The organism is Roseovarius aestuarii, from assembly GCF_019966515.1.
Classification (GTDB): Bacteria; Pseudomonadota; Alphaproteobacteria; order Rhodobacterales; family Rhodobacteraceae; genus Roseovarius; species Roseovarius aestuarii.
Genome location: NZ_JAIMIB010000001.1, coordinates 109,756 through 128,260, shown reverse-complemented (window position 1 = coordinate 128,260; position 18,505 = coordinate 109,756). Strand labels below are relative to the sequence as shown.

Below are 18,505 nucleotides of genomic sequence, written 5' to 3'. Positions count from 1 at the left end.
AATTTTGTCCCCCAGGAGTCCCCCAAAAAATGAAAGTCAAACTGACCGACAGATTTCTGAAGAGTCTCAAGCCTCCAGAGTTCGGTCGCCTGGAGGTGTCGGACACGGAGAGGAAGGGCCTAAGGTTTCGGCTGTCATCCAGCGGTAAGGCCGTCTGGATGTACGAGAAGCGAGTGAAGGGTGGGCCAAAGCGCAAACACACCCTCGGAGCCTGGCCTAAACCAGTGAGCCTTTCTGATGCTCGGTCAAGGGCTCTGGAAATCGAAGCCGAAGCAGGGCAGGGCATAGACCGCATTGCAATTGCGGAAGAGCAACTCCGCGCGAGTAAACATCGCCAAGCCAGCCTGATGACGGTGCGGGAAGTCATAGAGGTCTACGACAATCTACATTTATCGAGCTTGCGAACGCGCAACGAGCGGCTTCGCCAGTTAAACCAATCACTGGCCGCCCATCTCGATAACTCAGTTTTGGAGTTGTCACGCAAGGATATTCAGAAGGCTGTGGATGACAAAGCCGCTACTGGCCATAAGGCTTATGCCAACAGAATTCGCGCTGCACTGATCGCTTTTTCTAAGTGGGCATGGGTCAGGGGCTATATTCCAGAAGATATCGGGGCAGGGGTGGCGAAGGCTGCGAAAGAAAAGGCTCGCGAACGTGTTCTGAGCATTCATGAGATTCGAGAAATCTGGGTAGTTACGTTTGAGACAGGTGCAATCTGGGGTCCGCTATTCCGCTTGATGCTGCTTACCTGCCAACGGCGCGGTGAGATACTCAATCTACATTGGGATGAAGTGGATTTGGAAAAAAGGCGAATTGTTAAGCCTGGTTCTCGCACGAAGAACGGCAAGCCCCACACTACCCACCTTTCCCAGCCAGCACTTGAAGAGCTAAAAGAGCTTCGTGAAGTAAGCTCAGGGCAAGACTTAGTTTTTACGACAACTGGCATCACACCAGTATCTGGCATTGGCAAAGCTAAGGCTCGACTAGATGGATTGCTGTCAAACGGTTTCGAGCAATGGCGGCTTCACGACATTCGGACTGGATTTGCTACAGCAATGGCGGAAGCCGGGGAGACGGAATCTGTTGTGGATCGCATATTGAACCATTCGGCGAGCGGATCAGCTCCATCAACGGTGGCGCGGGTTTACAATCAAGCTGAACAGCTGCCCCAACGCGCTGCTGCGTTGGATCGCTGGGCCGAGATGGTGACGCAAGAAAGTGCACTGGTAGTGGAAATGGTGACGCCGTGACCCAAACACGAGGAAGGCGATTTGCGCAGGCGCTGCGTAGTGGATCAGGTAAAGGTAGGGGAATACGCATCGCGGTAGATGAAAAAAACCTGAAAGAGATATGGGAATCTAAGGGCAAAAAGGCACCTGAAGGTTTAGTAGAAAAAATCATAGATCTGGCTGCCGGACAAGATGCTCTTGAAGCAACGGAAATGAAAGTCCTTGAGTCTGGTTCTGAGCTTCTAAATGCGATCAGAGACGTTGAGAAATCCGCAACTCAGCTGCGAAAGAAATTGAGGGCAATGCAGGGCTTGGAAGATGGCAATCTTCATTTGTTCAAGTGGCTACTCAAGTACGCAAACAAGTTACCCGCAAAATATTCCAGCTATCCGGAGAGCTTCTTGGTTGAAATGCTCGGCGAACTGGCGAACGCGCAAGCTCGACATTATCAAAAAGTTTCACCGGCGGGCCATTGGTATGAATTTATCAATGAGCTGCGCAGAGCGTTTGAGGAATTTGGAGAGAAGGTCTGCGCTACCGACAAATCCATTTTTGGCGGTACGTTGATAGAGCTTGATAGGCAATTTCCTGGCTTAGTTTTCCCGCCACAGTCTGTTGGGAACGAAGAGCGGCGAAGCTACGTGCGTCGCGCTTTCAATAATCGCAATCGCTCCCAAGACTAAAAAGTGGTCGAAGTAGCCTAATTTAGACCGTGAGTTCGCCCAGCGATTTCACCGAAATACCCCCTTACGTTCACATGTGCACACATTTGAAGCAGGGGAAACGGTCCTCTGCATAGAGCGGAAGTGGAGGGACCATGACCAAGCGTTTCTACAAAATCACCGAGGCCGTCGACTACAGCGGCCACAGCCGCAGCACTCTGTATGAGGCGCACAAGCGCGGTGATCTGATCTTCACCAAATTCGGTGGAGCCACCCGCATCGAGAAGGCCGACCTTGACGCCTATCTCGACGCTACGGGTGTCAAAGTTGAAGCCGCCTAGATGAAAACCCCCATCCGACGAGCGAACAGGGGCGTTTTCTTAGGGTGTGTGGTGCACCGAGAGTACTGTTTCTGCGCATGTCCTGCAAGAAGGATTGAGCGGGATGAAAAGTACCAAGTCATCGAACAATTCGGCCAAAACCATACCCTTCAACAGTTTGGCAAACACAACAGGCTCCCAAACTCACCAACCTATCTTCCAGACCAGCGACTCTGCTACAACGCACGGCATTGTTCGCCTCCCATTCGGTGAGGCCCGCAATGTCTGAGCAGCATGAAACATCGGACAGCTATCACGGCGAAATCGTTCGACGCGGATCACACCGAGTCATCATCTGCCGTGATGGCATCCAGTACATCATCCAAAGCCAGAGAATTTCTGGTGGAGGAAGATGGGATGCGTTTGGGTACTGCGCCACCCGAGAAGGTCTGATCCACCTGTGGCGAGGCTCTGAAAGCGTCGTACCGCCCGAATTGGAGGCCTTGCCCGACCAGGCGCGGCTGTATTCGCCAAATTGGCAGACTGGATCCCTTGAGCACTCATCTCAGGAGGGCGCAGAATGACGACAACCAGAAAACCAAACAGTCCACTTATACCGAACGATGAGATTGCACGTTTGTATGTGTTGGGTTTTAGCCTTATCCCTCTTGGAGGAGGGCGAGATGGCAAATCGCCCTTGGTAAAATTCGCGGGTAAGCCGCGCTTGCCACTAAATCGCGTTCTCGCCCCAATGCACCGCGCAGGTTCAACGTGCTATGGCATTCTTCTCGACGGATTGGCAGTCGTTGACTGCGATGACGACTCCCCTTCGTTGGTCCAAGAAATGGAAGAGCGCTTCGGCGTTTCTCCTGTTCATGTTCGCACGGCCAGGGGGCACCATCTCTACTACCGATCAACTGATCGCAGTATTCCCAACCTGCGGGCCGAAGGCTTGCTTGTCGATATTAAGCGCGGTCCGTCGAGTTACATCGTGGGGCCCGGGTCTGTTAGGTCCGATGGTGGCCATTACATACCTGTCGAAGGTACGCTCGGCACAAATGAGCTTCCTGAATTGAGATTGTTGGTAAGGACGGAAGCCAATTCAATCCGGGTGGCGAAAAATCGCGGTTCTAATCGCACCCAAGACGGCAGCCGGAACAATTTCCTAACCACCAACGCCATTAAGATGGTCGAATATGTGATTAACCAAGACGAATTGGTCAGCAACCTCAACTACATTCGGGATGAGGAATGCGAGCACCCTGAAACTGTGTCAGATGCCGAGGTTGAGAAAATTGCGGCTTGGGCATGGTCGAAGAGATTGGAGAATAAAGTGTACCACGGGCGCAACAGTGAGTTTCGAGTGCATCGCGAGGCTTTGGATGCCTTGCGTCCCCTCCCGAAGGCATCAGACGCCATTGCATTGCTCGTGACATTGCAGGATCAGCACGGGCACATCCCCGCTCGGACATTTCCGCTGCAATGGGAGAAAATGAAATGCGCCGGGTACACTGATTTGTCCCGCGATCGTTTTTACAAAGCTCGGAACGCACTTGAGAGCGTTGGTCTCTTAGAAGTGGCTACAAAGCATCGTGCGGGCAATAAACCCCGTACATATAGATTGAAGCGGTTGAGAACTTCGTTGACGGAAAATGTTTCTGAATTGCACGTTGCTAAGGGAGAGGGGGGAAGGAAGGAGGGGGTTTAAAGTTACTTATGTTGACCAGTTCTGGTCGAACAGGAATTTGCATACTGAGGAAGCCCAGCTATCTAAAAAGGGCCCGGAGCAACTAAAACACTGCATGGCGTTCTTGTAGGCCCAATGACCGCTCTGCGGACATAGCTGCCGTTCAAAACTGTTGGAAACGATGGTCTAATTTCCCCGAGAACTAATTGTCTGGGAGTTTCAATTCTAGCCGACAGTGTGCATGTTCAAATTGTGGTAAACGAAAGGACGTAACATGAAACTGACCTCGGTCGCGCTATCCGCCGCACTGATCGCAGGATCGGCCTCTGGAGAAACCTATCTTTGTACGGCTACCGAAGCTGTAGGCATCGACATCAGTGAAACAGGAATGGAACCTTCCAGTTTTAAGCTTGAACCCGATCAAGTGATCTATTCGGCAGATGATGGTTCAGAATTTGAATACGCGATTAGAGATATTGGGGAAGAAGGTGGAAGCTATTGCAAGCCACAAGGACAAACACTTCTGTGCGGTGATGTCGTGAACGGGATGACATGGGTATCCCTACACACCCTTGCTTTCCAAACAACGATTTTCACCGGCTCAGTTATAGGCGTGCCCAGTGATGCAGTGATAAAAGTCGGCACCTGTCAAAAGCTATGATTGATCATGAGTTGAGGAAACAGCTGACGGCCTTCGGCTGCAGTGGGAAAGTGGTGCTACGGCGTCATTAAACCAAAACGGTGTCGGCTTCGGGCTCAAAGCAGTCATCTGACGAATTTTCTCAGACTCTGAATTCGTAATGATGCGCTTCATGCCAGCTACGCTAACTTTGCAGAAATGGCTTTTCTACGATAGCGTATTGCAACCGTTTTTCTATAAGCATAGGAGCTTAGGCAACGATGCCAGATGCAATAGCTCAACCGAGTTGCCGAAGTCCCGATGGCCGCTTTGGTGAGGGTAATCGCTTCTGGCAAGCACGCGAAGCCCATGGGCGACCGCCACTGTTCAACGACCCCGAGCAGCTCTGGAATGCCTGCTGCGCGTACTTCCATTGGGTCGAAGACAATCCGCTGCGCAAACACAAAACATTCGTCATCAAAGGCAAGGTCGTCACGGTGGAAATTGCAAAGATGCGGGCAATGACCATTCTTGGGCTTTGCAACTTTCTTGGAATTACAAACGGCACCTGGGTTGAATGGCGGAAGAAGCGCACCGATTTATCGGAGATCATCGCGCGCGTGGAAACTGTTATATGGTGCCAGAAGTTCGAAGGTGCAGCGGCCGGTTTGCTCAACGCGAGAATTATCAATCGTGAGCTCGGAAATTCGGCAAAGAGGAGGCACGCAAATTTGGATGAGCAGTCATTTAAGCCAAACCGTATAACGAATTCTGAAATCGTCGAGCGACTGAAGATTTTTTTGAATAAAGGAAAATCTGAGCTAGCAGAAAGTTGGTCGACTCCGACTTAACAATCAGGCACCGATGGTCCACTAAATAGGGCCAGAATTGCTGTTTTCGTTCTAAGTGCTCGTAACCAGTCTTCGACCCGAAGCGGGCATGGTGATCTGGTATCTCGGGCGGGAAGGAGCCATTCGCTGCGGGCGCAACAGCAAAGCTAGTATTTCATTAAACCAGCCATTCATCAGGCATTTTCTGTTAGGAAGCTTTATGGCAGCGCGAGGATTGCAGAACTTGTCGCTAGGTGAATTGTTGTCCATTCAGTGCTTTCGTCTGCCAAGAAAATTGGCAATAGTTAACCCGGCACGAGTAGTCAGGCTGCATTTAAAGAAGGGTCGCTACTTTATACAGGGAGTTTTGCCGTGACCAACCCATTGAACGCGGATGCAAGCTCAGTTGGAGCATTGTTTTCTAACACGACTTTTGAGATTCCTCAGTACCAACGTGAGTATTCGTGGCAAGACGACGAAGTTGCTGATTTTTGGCAGGACCTGAGCAAGAGCCTCGATGTGGAGTCCTATTTTTTGGGTCTCGTTATTCTCACAAATGAAGAACAGCGCAAGCACGTGGTCGACGGGCAACAACGCATTGTCACACTGACCTTGTTAGCGACAGCGCTGTACTTTGAAGCGGTTCATCGCGGGCGTTCTGCGCTTGCGGATAGAATTCAAGCTGAGTTTCTTAAGTCGATTGACTATGACACGGACGAAACGGCTCCTAGAGTTCACCTATCTGATCTTCAGGACAATGAGACGCTGCAGTTCATAATTGAAAATGGCGAAACGCCTGGAAATTTGATTGATGAAGAAACAGTCTCATTTCGCATTGCAAGTTCGTTTAAGTATCTCCGTGAGAAACTCGCAGCTGATCTAGCACCCGACCCGTTCAAAAGGCTGGGTAAGTGGGCGGAATTTCTGACTAACCGAGTTTATTTTGCGGTTTTTATCCACCCTGATGCAGCTACGGCCTATCAAGTCTTTGAGGTGATCAATACAAGGGGCAAGGATCTTACAACTGCCGATCTACTTAAGAACTTTGTATTGAGCCAAACTGCCCCAAACAAGCGTGTCAAAAGGTATGAGCAGTGGCGCACTATGGCGAAAAAGTTCTCGCCTGAGGGTTCCTCGAACACATTTGTGCAGTTCATTCGACATTCTGTAACGGTTGAAAATGGGCATATTCTGCCCAAAGACCTTTTCGAGTTTCTGGCCCAAAGGCAGAAAATGCAGGGGAAAATACCTCCAACCCCTGACCAGCTAATGGAACTACTTCAATCGCAGCTTCCTTTATACTTGCAGATGGTCGACCCTTCATCAGCGGGCCCGGCAAGTGAAGAAAATTTAAAAGTCTTTGGTGCGCTGAATGCTCTGAACGTCATTGCAGTAAGACCAATCCTGCTTGCAACTAGCCCACTGGAGAACAGTCAAGAGGGGCTTGAGAATACATTAAAGCTAGTTGTAAGACGTATTGTTGTTGGGAACTTGGGTACCGGCAATGTCGAAAGGCGATTGGCTGAAGTAGCCAAAAAAATACATGCAGGCCAAGACTGGAGTCCGTTGTTAGCGGACCTGAGAGACCTCAATCCCACAAGAGATGAATTCGTCGATAAGTTGCGCCAACGCTCATTAAACAAGAACACTTTGTCGTTCTTGCGTCGGTCAATAATTCAGCAGAGCATAACCCCAGAACCTGATGGTACTCTTCACCACATTTGGCCCAGAAACAATGCGGATGGATGGGACGGTATGCCTAACGAAGAGGGAGCTTTCTGGGCAGCAACCATCGGGAATACTCTTCTATCCGAGCTAAAGCGTCGCCCGCCGCAAGCTACCGAAAATTGGGAAGGTTTTAAGCAGAGCATGTTTGGTCAAGCTTGTGTGGGTGAATGGTTAAACCAACTAGCAGAGATCAATGATTGGACGCCAAACAATGTGGAACAGATTGGAAGAGATTTGGCCGAAGCTGCTGCAGAAATTTGGTATTGAGACTAGCGCTGGTTTGGTCAACGAAATGGATCTTGCTCTCCTAGAAGAAATCAAAGCTAAGCTGAATCGAGAGATTTCGATTGATGCCTTACCGGCGTTGATCGACGCCATTGATGGTGGAAACCAAAGCGACACATTTCAGAATGCAGCAATCGGGATTGACTCTAGCGCCTTCTTAAGGATCGCCAATCACCCCAAGGGTGAAGATTTGATCGACTACTTCGGTGCAACACATAGCTGCCCTCTCATTCTTCCAGGACAGACTATACAAGAGTTCTGGAACAACGAGTTAAGTGCAGTTGACACCGTTGCAAAGACCCTGGCTGGCAGCTTTGATCGCTTCAATAAGGACCTCGACAGACTCGACAGTGACTTTAGTGATCTGAGGAACTCGCTTCAGACTGCTCTGGATTCCTTTCGCGATGACCATGGGACAGTTTATAGTGAAGCCACAGTGAGGAAAACGCTGAGTCTTTTGAATGCGCTTCAGTCGAAAGCTCGCGTTCCCTTTGCCCCGAGAACGTCCTTCCGTCCTTTAGCTGAACAAAGGCAAATGACGAAAACCCCACCTGGATTCAGAGATCCGGGAGATGGTGACTTCTTTGTATGGGTCGACTTCCTCTTGGGGCTTAAGCAAGCTCAGAGTGCTGGGGAAGTTTTCGACAAAGCGATTCTTTTGACAAATGATTCCAAGCCTGACTGGGGTCGCCCGGGTTCGACGCATCCTATTCTCGTTGCAGAGGCCAATGCGATAGTTGGGGTTCCATTTGAGACATGGACCCTAAAGAAGTTCGCGGACAAGGTTCTGGAGGTTTAGGGCTGCAATGCTATTAACCCGCGACATCGCGGGCTGAAACCGCGCTTACGGCCTCGACTGCGCAGTAGCATTACGGGTGCCGTGAATGTCTGAGTTGCTGGCTGCTACCGCAGCATTGAGAAACTAGGCTGTGTGGCCGCTAAGGGCCGGCCTCATCTCCGCGATCTGGACCCGCCAGTATGATGCTGCGGTTGCTCCGACGACTGCTACGAGCCCAAACCGACCGATTCTGCAGAGTGCATGAATGGTAGAAATCCGCTTCAAAGCAGCCTTTTGGGGGTCGCTTATTCGTAGGGGCCGCAGCATCGACATCTCGCCCAAGTGCCGTCGCTTAAGGCGGTCGATTGAAAGCCGAGAGAACTTGTGCTGCAAGAGCTCTTGCGTTTTCGCCCGGATTGACGGCGGTTCGGAGCACGATTTGCGTGTATGGAAGCTTGGGCAGGTCCTCGTTCACACAAATGGGTTGGGTGCAATTGGTAATGCGGCTGAGCGGTAGTGCGGCCACTGCAAGATCCGCCCGGATCGCTGCGAGCTGCGATTCTGAAACATTTGAAAGATAGGCAATTCGATAGGGAATTCCAGCACGTTTCAGAGCATCGAGAGCCGCGAGACGCCATGGGCAACCAACGGATGCAACCGCCAAGCGCAAAGGACGTTCTTGGCTGCGCTGTCCGTTCTTATGTGCAGCCCAAACCAGAGGTTGCTCATGGAGCAGCCGATCTCTTTCGTCTGGTGGCGCGCCACCGCCGATGGTCAAAATCGCAACGTCAAGTTCCTCTTTCGCCAGCATCGCAGCCAAATCCTGTGCGTCACCCGAAATTATTTCAACGGTGACACGCGAGTGCGCTTTGGAAAACCCGGCCAATATCTCGGGCATGCGGGTCTCGGCATTCTCCAGGCATATGCCGACGCGCACCTCCCCTTCGATATCCGGGCTGTGCAGTTCGCTGACAGCTGTATCGTGCGCCTGCACAATACGGTGTGCATGAGGCACTAAACGTTCGCCGGCTGCAGATAGGCGCATGGCCCCGTCAGAGCGTTGGAAAACAGGGGCACCAATCAGCCGTTCCAGCTTTTTCATTTGCATAGACACAGCCGCAGACGACCGCGCAACACGTTCAGATGCGAGCTTGACCGAACCGGTATCAGCCACCGCGATGAACGTCTTCAACACGTCAATCTCAAATCGCATCGAGCCGGGGATCAAAGGAGCATTCATGTTGTCATCTTCAGCATTACTTAATCTACCTGTCAACAAGTTTTGCTTGCCTAAATGTTGAAGGCCGGGTCAATCTTGACTTTCGATACATGAATTTCGTGCCCTTGAGATGCTGGGCAGGTTGCCAAGACCTGTGCAACGCAAGTGCGCCCAACGGGAAAATAAGCTGATGAAATACACCGAAGAACATGACTGGCTTAGGGTTGAGGGCGATATCGTGGTTGTCGGAATCACAGAACACGCAACTGAACAATTGGGCGATGTTGTCTTTGTCGAATTGCCGGAACCGGGCACGCTTGTAAGTCGGGGAGACGAGATTGTTGTCATCGAAAGCGTCAAGGCAGCGAGTGAGATTTCGGCGATGTATGATGGTGAAATTGTCGCTGTGAACGAAGCGCTGGTGGAGGCGCCTAGTCTGGTGAACGAAGATCCGACCGGTGCGGCTTGGTTTTTCAAGATCAAACTGGCTGATATGGCGGTTCTGGATGCCCTGATGGACGAGGCAGCTTATAAAGATATGATCGCGTGAAATACTTTCGGATTGCAGCTGCTAAAAGGAGTAGAGATGACACGCATAGAGGCGCCACAACATCTGCCTTCGGTGGATCGCCTTGTGAACACGCCAGCTGTGCAGAAACTCGTGCGTGATCATGGCCTGGCCTTGGTCACACGCTGTACGCAGGGTATCTTGGCGCGGGTGCGCCTTAGGGTGCTGGCTGGTGAATCTACGGATATGGCTGCGCTGATCCAATCGCTGTCTGAAGAGATTGAACATATTTTGCTCCCCTCACTCCGACCGGTTTACAATCTGACAGGCACTGTGCTGCACACCAACCTTGGTCGCGCGCCCCTGCCTCAATCCGCGATACAGGCGATGGTGGATGTTTCGCGTGGCGCAAGTAACGTGGAATTTAATTTGGAAACGGGCAAACGCGGTGATCGGCATAGGCATGCCGAAGCTCTGCTGTGCCAGTTAACCGGGGCAGAAGGCGCGCTTGTTGTTAACAACAATGCAGCAGCCGTGTTGCTGACGCTCAACAGCCTGGCGCAGCGCAAAGAGGTGCCGGTGTCACGGGGTGAGCTGATCGAGATCGGCGGAGCCTTCCGCATGCCAGACATCATGGCCCGTGCAGGCTGCAAGCTGGTGGAAGTTGGCACCACCAATCGTACACATGACGTCGATTTTGAGGCTGCGATTGGCCCCAGAACTGCCTTGCTGATGAAGGTTCATACCAGCAATTTTGAAATGCAAGGCTTCACCAAGAACGTGTCGGAACAAGACCTTGCCGAGATCGCACATCGCCATGATCTGCCCCTTGTCACGGATCTGGGCAGCGGCACTCTGATTGATCTGGAACCCTACAATCTACCGCATGAAACAACCGTCACCGAGGCCTTGCAAGCCGGGGCCGATCTGGTGACCTTTAGCGGTGACAAGCTGCTTGGCGGACCGCAGGCAGGCATCATTGCCGGCCGTCGCGATCTGATCGACAGGCTCAAGCGCAACCCGATGACCCGGGCCATGCGGCCCGACAAACTCACCCTGGCCGCCCTGCAGGCCGTTCTGCAGCTCTACACCAACCCCGAGCGGCTGGTGGAAGAGCTGCCGGCACTGCGCCTTTTGATGCGTGACCCTGCAGAGATTGAACACTTGGCGATGCGTCTGGTCATCCCCGTTCAGGAGTGTTGCCAACCCTTCGACGTTGCGGTGGCGCAGACCTACGCCCAAGTGGGCAGCGGAGCCTTGCCCATTGATAGATTGGAAAGCACAGCGTTGAAGATAACGCGGCCTGATCTGCGCCGCCCCGGAGCCGTTCTGAACAGGCTCGCGAAGGCCTTTCGGGGCTTGCTGGTTCCGGTGATCGGGCGCATTTCCGATGATGCCCTGTGGTTTGATCTCAGATGCCTCGAAGATGAAGACGGTTTTGTTGAAAATCTGGCGGGCCTGACGGCACAATGATCATAGCAACGGCAGGACATGTGGACCACGGCAAGACCGAGCTGGTCAAGGCGCTGACCGGCGTGGATACAGACCGTCTGCCCGAGGAAAAGGCCCGTGGCTTGTCTGTGGACCTCGGGTTTGCCTATCACAGTCTGCCCGATGACGATGCGATTTTGGGGTTTGTCGATGTTCCGGGACATGAGAAGTTCATTCGCAACATGCTGGCCGGTGTCGCCGGCATCGATCTGGGTTTGCTTGTGGTCGCTGCCGACGATGGGGTGATGCCGCAAACACGCGAGCATCTGGCCATACTTGGCCTGTTGGGTATGCGCCACTACATCGTCGCACTGACCAAGATTGATCGCGTCTCACCTGCGCGCGTTCAGGAGGTTACGGATCAAGTGAGCGAACTCCTGGGGGAGGGAGGACATGAAGGCACTGCCATCTATCCCGTCTGCGCGCTCGATAACGAGGGAATCGACGCGCTGATGAAAGCACTTCGGGCGCGCAAAAAGGAGGCGCGCAGCCGGAATGTAAATCACCATTTCCGCATGGCCATTGATCGGGTGTTTACACTCAAAGGCATTGGCTTGGTTGCAACGGGTATGGTGTTTTCCGGCGCCATCCACACCGGCGACGAGCTGATACTCTCGGCTGATGGGTCCAGTGTCAGAGTGCGCGGGATCAGAGTGCACAATAGTGAAAGCAACTGTGCCAAAGCCGGTGAGAGATGCGCGATAAACATTGCTGGGCGCGGCCTAAGTGAACACCGGATCCGGCGGGGAAACTGGCTCATGCAGTCCAGCCTGTATGCCCCGACGCGGCGTATCGACGTCGAGTTGCAGGTGCTGGAGAGCGAAGATGGTCCGCTCAAACACTGGACCCCCACGCATCTGCATATCGGTGCGGACCACCTCTCGGCTCGAGTCGCGGTATTATCGGGCGGTGCCATTCCCGCAGGCGCGTGCGGATTGGCGCAACTGGTGGCATCGCGCGACGCCTTCGCCCTTCATGGTGACCATTTTGTGCTGCGCGATCAATCTGCGCAACGCACCATAGCCGGTGGTCGGGTGATTGATCCGTTTTCCCCCAAACGTGGCCGCGCCCGGCCCGCCCGGCTCGCAGCCCTGAACGCCCTGAGGCATTCATCAACCCTTGCTGCACTGCGTGCATGGACTGAGGTCAGTGAAACCGGCGTCCTGATCGCGCCGTTTTCTGTTGCGCACAATCTTCCCGCCCCCCGGATCGACACGCTTGTTGACGCGCTTGGCTTGCAGCGTGTGGGCCAAGGCCCTGATCAACGGGTTTTCTGCGAAACACAATGGCAAGCGTTACAGGCCAAAATTGTCCAAGCCGTTGAAACCTTTCACCTGTCCAGACCGACGTCGCCCGGTGCAAGCATCAAGGACATTCGATTGTCACTCGCCCCCCGGATCGAAGTCGCTGCTCTTGAAGATGCCTTGGCCGCCCTGACCAAGGATCAGCGGTTGTGCATGCGGGGCAATCGCTTTCATTTGCGGTCGCACAGTATCCAATTCTCCAAACGCGACCAGCAGCTATTGGCACGTGTGGCTCCCAAACTGGCACCACAGTCAGGTACGCCGCTCAGCCTGCATCATGCCGCAGAAGATCTGTGTGTTGATGTCAAAACGCTCGAAGCGGCATTGAAAACGGCCTGCAAATTTGGCGACATGGTTCTGATTGGCAAAAATCGCTATGTCCCGAAACCCTATCTGACCAAGCTCGGGGCCGTGGCCGAGCGGTTGGCGACACATTGCCCCGACGGCTATTTCACGACAGTTGACTATCGGGATCAGACTGAGCTGGGCCGAAATTTTATCATAGATGTTCTGGAGTATTTCGACCGGGTGGGCTTCACAGAAAGGAACGGTAATGTGCGGCGCATTCGGCGTTCCGCCGACGATGTTTTTAAGGTACCACATGATGGTTAGTATGGAAGAGGATCGCACCCTGGTGGGGCGCCTGGATTTCAAATCCAGTGAGGGGCGTACAACGTCTCTGGTGGGTTCGACTCCCACGCTCTTTCGCCAATCGCATTTCGTACCCGGTGCGGAGCGGGCAGAATGATGAATACCCCGCATCCTGTTGAGCACGATCTGGTGTTGGTCGGTGGTGGTCATAGCCATGTCGAAGTGCTACGCCAATTCGCTATGCACCGACCTGAAGGCGTAAGGCTGACGCTCATCTCGCGCGACATCGAGACGCCCTATTCAGGCATGTTACCGGGATATTTGGCCGGACATTACACATTTGAAGACTGTCATGTGGACCTTGCGCCGCTTGCGCTGGCGGCGGGTGCGCGATTGTATCAGTCCCGCGCAGTTGGTTTGGATCTACTGACTGGACGTGTGCTGTGCACTGATCGTCCGTCAGTGTCGTTTGATACAGCGTCTTTTGATATCGGCTCCACACCGAACCTAGCCTCGATAAAGGGGCACGAACACGCCCTTGCCATCAAGCCCGTTCATGCCTTTCTTGAACGCTGGGAACGCCTTGAACCTGATTTGCTTGCCCTTGATCGCGAGATTGAACTGGCGATCGTCGGCGGTGGCACGGGCGGCATCGAGGTCGCCTTGTGCCTGCATCACCGATTGAGCACAGCGCTTGAGACCGCGCAAAAATCCTTGGGGATCACCATCCATGTCATCACGGATAAAGCCGATATTCTCACCAACCATTCAGCAGCGGTGCGCAAACGTCTACGGGCCGCCCTGCGCCGCAAGAATGTGCAAGTCCACACGCGGCAGAAGGTGGATCGCATCACTCAGAACGCGGTGCATGGCTCAGACGGGTTCAGGCTGAGCGCAGATGCCACGGTGATTTCAACCCACGCCAGCGCGCCTGGCTGGTTGCGCGACACCGGGCTTGCGCTGGACGGCGCCGGGTTCATCCGCGTAAACAACCAGCTTCAATCCGTTTCAGATCCGCGGGTTTTCGCCGCTGGTGATATCGCGTCGTTAGATCCTCCGCTGGCCAAGAATGGTGTTTATGCCGTGCGTCAGGGGCCGGTTCTGGCTGAGACGATGTTCAGAATTCGAAGCACGGCACCTCCGGCAGTTTTTTCGCCGCAAAAACGAACCCTTGCGCTGATATCTACCGGGGATCTCAATGCGATTGCTTCTTACGGGCCCTTTGCGGTTGAAGGGGCTTGGGTCTGGCGCCTGAAGAACTGGATCGACCAGCGCTGGATGGATAAATACCGTTTACTGGGTATGGGTAGTGCCACAGAGATGTCACCGATGCGCTGCGGCGGGTGCGGCGCGAAGGTATCAGCCGACATACTGGGCCAGGTACTCTCTGAATTCCAAACCGATATGGATGACGATATCCTGGTTGGCCTTGCAACCCCTGACGACGCTGCTGTGACCCGCCCGCCGCAGGGTAAGGTGGCAGTGCAGACTGTGGATCACTTCAGAACCTTCATTGATGATCCGTATCTTTTTGGCCGGATCGCCTCGACCCATGCGCTCAGCGATATTTATGCGATGGGCGCTGATCCCAGCACGGCGTTGGCTATTGTGACGCTGCCTTTTGCGAATGAGGCCGCGTTAGCGGATGACCTGCGTCAGGTGCTGACAGGCGCGCGTGAAACCCTGCATGACGCGGGCGTTAGGTTGGTGGGTGGCCACACCGGAGAAGGGTCGGAGTTGTCATTTGGCCTGTCCGTCACCGGATATGCCGATGAAGATCAGGTGATGAAGAAGTCCGGTATGCGCGAGGGCGATGTACTGGTCCTGACGAAACCACTGGGCACCGGTGCGCTGTTGGCAGGCTGGATGCAGGGCAGTGTCAAAAATGACGATCTACAGACCGCAATCGCATCGATGCGGGTCTCTAACCGGGATGCGGCCCGCATTTTCGTAGCAAACGAGGCGTCTGCCTGCACAGATGTAACCGGATTCGGATTGATCGGGCATCTTGGAGAAATGGTCAGGGCCTCGGGTGTCCATGCTGTGATTGACCCGCTGGGCATTCCGATATTGCCGGGGGCTGCCGCAATGCTGCGCCAAGGTGTCCAGAGCACGCTGCATCCCGGCAATCGTGACGCGGCCAGCCGATACACTAACATGGGTATTGATCTTGCCGATGCGGACATCCTGTTCGATCCGCAAACCTCGGGCGGATTACTTGGCGCGGTTCTAGACCAGTCTGTTGAGAATGTGATAGAGGTCCTAAGGCAAAGCGGTGCATTCCACGCTGCCGCCATTGGCCGCGTGACCGAAGGTGAACCCGGACGTATCAGCCTAAAGCGCCACCGCGCTGGAATTTCACCCTTATAACCCCACACAAACGAGTAATGATCAGTGCCACGCCCCAATGGGCAACCAAGTGACAAAGGCCCCTGAAATTCACCACCCAGCGGCGGATGTGCCGGGCAAGGGACCCTCGGACCAGAAACGAGGCGCCATCAGGGACATTTCGACAATCTGAAGCATCACTTTGTTGTCGGATGCGATCGATACGGCTTCCAGCAAAAGCAACATCCGTCCGGTCTTACTCTCTTCCCAAAACCATTTACCCATTAGCTCCAGATCATCAATGCTGTCGCGGTGCGTTCGCGTCTCGGTGAAATAGGCTTCCAGATCCTCTACCACGAGCTTCAGCAATGGAATGGCCGGCATGCCCTTTCTGGGGCTTTGGGGCATTTCCCCATTCAGGAAGCCGGCCACAAAGGGCGCAAACTCTTCGATCTCTAACCCACTGGCCCCGACCGTGGTGCGTCCTCGTGCGGCGACCGCAGCCTCATAATCCGGTCGCAGAGCAGCCATTTCAGCCTTCACCTCGGCCAGAACAGCGTCCACATCGCCAATATCTTCGACACTCAAAACAAGCTCTGGCGGCAGCGCATACCCCATGCGCCCGTCTTTCACGGGGATGACCTCTGGGAAATCGCTGATCACCGGGCCGCTATCTGTGTCCAACAGGCCAAACGCCTCGCGTATGACTTTTTTCTGGAACACCGGATCATTCGGCTTGCCCATGCCGCGCCCCATTGGGAAATCCAGAAACAGCGCCCGAGGCGGTTTTATCGCTTCAATATGCTCGCGCACAAAGCCAACCAGAACGGTCGATAAGCCTTCGGATTCAAAGTAATGAGCCAGCCCGCACACGGCGCGCGTGCAAAACGGTCATATAGGTATCAGAAAAACCGTATTCACACCGTCCTGCTTCATTCGCGCGGCGGCTTGGCGGGCGGATTTCTCCATGGTGACCGGGTCAGCGGCCCCCATGAAGGAATAGTGCTCTTCTGCAACCGAACCGATTTCGCCGTCATCGGCCATCTCTTCAAGCCGTTCAAGTGGAATGATAGTGTTCAGGTCTTGCTGCCAGGCCGAGCGGTCAAACTCCACTGCGACATGGGTCATCACCAGATCGCGGTCCGTTTTATCAAAGGCCCGGAAATCTTTGGCCAACCAGGAAAAAGGCTTGTCCCCGCGCCGATGAACGGCTGCTGTCGAGACAATTGAAATCCGCCGCTTATTCGCGGGCACGGGTTGCGTCCATGAGGGATCGTCAACGACTGGCAAGTCGAGATTTGAAATGAAACCCCGGGCAACAGCGGGCATCTCTGATATCTTGGTCAAATCACATCTCCTGCGAAGGAATGGAACGCGGTGTTGCCCGACAATGAAACGCCAGGAGCGATGCTGCAAGCGAAACATACTGAATACCACATTCAATGTAGTTGAACTATTGTTAGACGAATTTGACCCCATGCCAGCCGCAACAGAGGCATTGTTCCTGAAACGGCACCCGTATCGCGCCTTGGTGCAGCAACGGCAACACTGCAGGATAAGCCAACACAATGAACCCAGACCCTGTCGGATAGTTTGGGCGACTTTCGCCTAATCCAGTCTTGTCAGAAGCCTCATTAGGGTATCAGCCAATACATCAAAACCGGCTATCTTTCAGTTGCTAATTTCAGCCTACCAGGCGCCATACCCGAAGTCGCAAAATGCCAGAACCAGACTGTGGTGCAAAGTGCAGCAAACGGCAGCAAAGTCCGCTCTCCAGTCATTCATCAGCCCGTGGCTCTAGGTCAGCTTTGCGGCCCATTCACCTTTCCAAGATATGTCCTATCCGCAGCAGATTGCCATCCGGATCGATGACGGCCAATTCGCAAATGCCCCAAGGTTTGATTTCGGCCTTACCAACTCTTGGTATGCCTTCATCGGGTAAGTTAAGAGCCAGAAACTCAGTGGAAACAACGTTGGCATTGTCAACGCGTACGAAAACACCATGGTCCGAAGTTTCCGCAACATGCTGTGGAGCGCTGAAAAAATGCAGCTGGACGTCATCGCGATCAAGTATCAGATATCCATGTTCGGGATATTCAGAAGCTGCTCGAAAGCCAAGTAGATTATAGAAACGCTTGGTCTCCTCAAAATCTGAACTTGGTAGTATTGGACACGCGCGGTTAAGCAATGATCAGGCCTCCGTATGTTGACCGCATGCTACCAGGTTCTATGGAAATGCCCGCGTCGTCTGAATAGCCGACTACAAGAGCCATCCTCTGGCAAAACGTTCAGTTCAATTTCAAACCTCTAATTTCCCGATATATGGTGGGAAGGATTGTAGGTATGGCTTCGGATGCCGCATCCAACATCTCATCCAACTCTTCCTGAGGAATGTTGAATAGCGAATTGCCGTTTTCATCCAGCAGATGAACCAGGATAGGCATCATCATTTTCAAACCATTGGCCGTGCTGGTGAATTTATCCCATGTCTCGTGACGGCACTTCACGGCTTCCATGAAACCCTCGCACCAGTCCATGGCGATAGCGTGGCCTTCCTTTGCCTGCCAGAATATTGGTTCTGCCGCTCCTGGCTGTGTATGTAGCCGAGTGCGTATTTCATTTAGCCTTGATGATACGATGGACAGTATAGTATCGGGAATGTCTGCTGCGCCCCCGCATGCAATATCGAGCCATTCATCTATCGGTACAGGCGTACAAGCGACGCCATGCAGGAATCCGTCTAACTCTGACAACAACATGCGGTTCTCGGAGTTATCTTCTGAGCTTAGATAGCAATCAAGCTTGTCGAGGTCTTCCATACGGTTGGAGTAGACGGATTCGCCGCATTTTGGAAGCTGAGGGGAAGAGGACGCCAATCACCACGAAACCACACCAATTGTCCCCCATATGTCCCCCAGAATCACTT

Annotated in this window: 17 protein-coding genes and 1 tRNA gene; 13 read left to right on the top strand and 5 right to left on the bottom strand. The window is 53.4% G+C overall.

What is annotated here, in order from left to right:
- Positions 1 to 29 precede the first annotated feature (29 nt).
- From LC334_RS00615 to LC334_RS00580, 8 genes are all read left to right on the top strand, one after another.
- On the top strand, positions 30 to 1,250 hold the full coding sequence (locus tag LC334_RS00615) for a tyrosine-type recombinase/integrase (RefSeq protein ID WP_085798301.1): 1,221 nt from the start codon (positions 30 to 32) through the stop codon (positions 1,248 to 1,250).
- The gene (locus LC334_RS00610) at positions 1,247 to 1,912 is read left to right on the top strand and encodes a hypothetical protein (protein WP_085798300.1); all 666 of its coding nucleotides are present in this window, start codon (positions 1,247 to 1,249) and stop codon (positions 1,910 to 1,912) included. Before LC334_RS00615 ends, LC334_RS00610 begins: the two co-directional genes overlap by 4 nt.
- A 134-nt stretch (positions 1,913 to 2,046) precedes the next feature.
- Positions 2,047 to 2,232, top strand: a complete 186-nt coding sequence (locus LC334_RS00605; RefSeq protein WP_085798299.1) for a helix-turn-helix domain-containing protein — start codon at positions 2,047 to 2,049, stop codon at positions 2,230 to 2,232.
- Positions 2,233 to 2,791: 559 nt separating this feature from the next.
- Complete coding sequence (locus LC334_RS00600) at positions 2,792 to 3,919, top strand: bifunctional DNA primase/polymerase (protein WP_085798298.1); 1,128 nt, start codon at positions 2,792 to 2,794, stop codon at positions 3,917 to 3,919.
- Between the two features lie 253 nt (positions 3,920 to 4,172).
- Positions 4,173 to 4,559: a hypothetical protein gene (locus LC334_RS00595; RefSeq protein ID WP_085798297.1), complete on the top strand. Its 387-nt coding sequence runs from the start codon at positions 4,173 to 4,175 to the stop codon at positions 4,557 to 4,559.
- A gap of 239 nt (positions 4,560 to 4,798) precedes the next feature.
- Positions 4,799 to 5,368, top strand: coding sequence for a terminase small subunit (locus tag LC334_RS00590; RefSeq protein WP_085798296.1), 570 nt, complete (start codon positions 4,799 to 4,801; stop codon positions 5,366 to 5,368).
- Between the two features lie 351 nt (positions 5,369 to 5,719).
- On the top strand, positions 5,720 to 7,342 hold the full coding sequence (locus LC334_RS00585) for a DUF262 domain-containing protein (protein ID WP_085798295.1): 1,623 nt from the start codon (positions 5,720 to 5,722) through the stop codon (positions 7,340 to 7,342).
- Positions 7,299 to 8,159 (top strand): PIN-like domain-containing protein, encoded by an 861-nt coding sequence (locus LC334_RS00580; protein ID WP_176237586.1) that lies wholly within the window; start codon positions 7,299 to 7,301, stop codon positions 8,157 to 8,159. The genes LC334_RS00585 and LC334_RS00580 overlap by 44 nt, the downstream gene beginning before the upstream one ends.
- A gap of 331 nt (positions 8,160 to 8,490) precedes the next feature.
- Here LC334_RS00580 and LC334_RS00575 read toward each other — a convergent pair whose 3' ends face one another.
- Positions 8,491 to 9,414, bottom strand: a complete 924-nt coding sequence (locus tag LC334_RS00575; protein ID WP_176237585.1) for a LysR substrate-binding domain-containing protein — start codon at positions 9,412 to 9,414, stop codon at positions 8,491 to 8,493.
- A 133-nt stretch (positions 9,415 to 9,547) separates the two neighbouring features.
- On the opposite strand from LC334_RS00575, the gene gcvH reads away from it, so the two are divergent.
- The 5 genes from gcvH (at position 9,548) to selD (ending at position 15,621) form a co-directional block, all read left to right on the top strand.
- Positions 9,548 to 9,907 carry a glycine cleavage system protein GcvH gene (gene gcvH, locus LC334_RS00570; protein ID WP_085798753.1) on the top strand — a complete coding sequence of 120 codons (360 nt, stop codon included), beginning with the start codon at positions 9,548 to 9,550 and terminating at the stop codon, positions 9,905 to 9,907.
- A gap of 36 nt (positions 9,908 to 9,943) precedes the next feature.
- Positions 9,944 to 11,338 carry an L-seryl-tRNA(Sec) selenium transferase gene (gene selA / locus LC334_RS00565; RefSeq protein ID WP_176237584.1) on the top strand — a complete coding sequence of 465 codons (1,395 nt, stop codon included), beginning with the start codon at positions 9,944 to 9,946 and terminating at the stop codon, positions 11,336 to 11,338.
- Positions 11,335 to 13,272, top strand: coding sequence for a selenocysteine-specific translation elongation factor (selB, locus tag LC334_RS00560; RefSeq protein ID WP_085798292.1), 1,938 nt, complete (start codon positions 11,335 to 11,337; stop codon positions 13,270 to 13,272). The genes selA and selB overlap by 4 nt, the downstream gene beginning before the upstream one ends.
- A 3-nt stretch (positions 13,273 to 13,275) precedes the next feature.
- Positions 13,276 to 13,371 (top strand) — tRNA-Sec (locus LC334_RS00555).
- Between the two features lie 33 nt (positions 13,372 to 13,404).
- Positions 13,405 to 15,621: a selenide, water dikinase SelD gene (gene selD, locus LC334_RS00550; RefSeq protein ID WP_085798291.1), complete on the top strand. Its 2,217-nt coding sequence runs from the start codon at positions 13,405 to 13,407 to the stop codon at positions 15,619 to 15,621.
- A 69-nt stretch (positions 15,622 to 15,690) separates the two neighbouring features.
- Here the strand turns inward: selD and LC334_RS00545 are convergent, their stop codons facing one another.
- From LC334_RS00545 to LC334_RS00530, 4 genes are all read right to left on the bottom strand, one after another.
- Positions 15,691 to 16,452 carry a hypothetical protein gene (locus LC334_RS00545; protein ID WP_085798290.1) on the bottom strand — a complete coding sequence of 254 codons (762 nt, stop codon included), beginning with the start codon at positions 16,450 to 16,452 and terminating at the stop codon, positions 15,691 to 15,693.
- A gap of 18 nt (positions 16,453 to 16,470) precedes the next feature.
- Positions 16,471 to 16,926: a glycine/sarcosine/betaine reductase selenoprotein B family protein gene (locus LC334_RS00540; protein ID WP_176237583.1), complete on the bottom strand. Its 456-nt coding sequence runs from the start codon at positions 16,924 to 16,926 to the stop codon at positions 16,471 to 16,473.
- A 472-nt stretch (positions 16,927 to 17,398) separates the two neighbouring features.
- Positions 17,399 to 17,767 carry a bleomycin resistance protein gene (locus LC334_RS00535; protein WP_139836248.1) on the bottom strand — a complete coding sequence of 123 codons (369 nt, stop codon included), beginning with the start codon at positions 17,765 to 17,767 and terminating at the stop codon, positions 17,399 to 17,401.
- 100 nt (positions 17,768 to 17,867) lie between these two features.
- Positions 17,868 to 18,398 carry a YecA/YgfB family protein gene (locus LC334_RS00530; RefSeq protein WP_085798289.1) on the bottom strand — a complete coding sequence of 177 codons (531 nt, stop codon included), beginning with the start codon at positions 18,396 to 18,398 and terminating at the stop codon, positions 17,868 to 17,870.
- Between the last annotated feature and the right edge of the window lie 107 nt (positions 18,399 to 18,505).

Bases quoted from the DNA above. Each gene is read 5' to 3' on its own strand.
- LC334_RS00615 (WP_085798301.1), top strand. From the start codon at position 30: ATGAAAGTCAAACTGACCGACAGATTTCTGAAGAGTCTCAAGCCTCCA.
- LC334_RS00605 (WP_085798299.1), top strand. From the start codon at position 2,047: ATGACCAAGCGTTTCTACAAAATCACCGAGGCCGTCGACTACAGCGGC.
- LC334_RS00600 (WP_085798298.1), top strand. From the start codon at position 2,792: ATGACGACAACCAGAAAACCAAACAGTCCACTTATACCGAACGATGAG.
- LC334_RS00595 (WP_085798297.1), top strand. From the start codon at position 4,173: ATGAAACTGACCTCGGTCGCGCTATCCGCCGCACTGATCGCAGGATCG.
- LC334_RS00590 (WP_085798296.1), top strand. From the start codon at position 4,799: ATGCCAGATGCAATAGCTCAACCGAGTTGCCGAAGTCCCGATGGCCGC.
- gcvH (WP_085798753.1), top strand. From the start codon at position 9,548: ATGAAATACACCGAAGAACATGACTGGCTTAGGGTTGAGGGCGATATC.
- selA (WP_176237584.1), top strand. From the start codon at position 9,944: ATGACACGCATAGAGGCGCCACAACATCTGCCTTCGGTGGATCGCCTT.
- selB (WP_085798292.1), top strand. From the start codon at position 11,335: ATGATCATAGCAACGGCAGGACATGTGGACCACGGCAAGACCGAGCTG.
- selD (WP_085798291.1), top strand. From the start codon at position 13,405: ATGATGAATACCCCGCATCCTGTTGAGCACGATCTGGTGTTGGTCGGT.
- LC334_RS00530 (WP_085798289.1), bottom strand. From the start codon at position 18,398: ATGGAAGACCTCGACAAGCTTGATTGCTATCTAAGCTCAGAAGATAAC.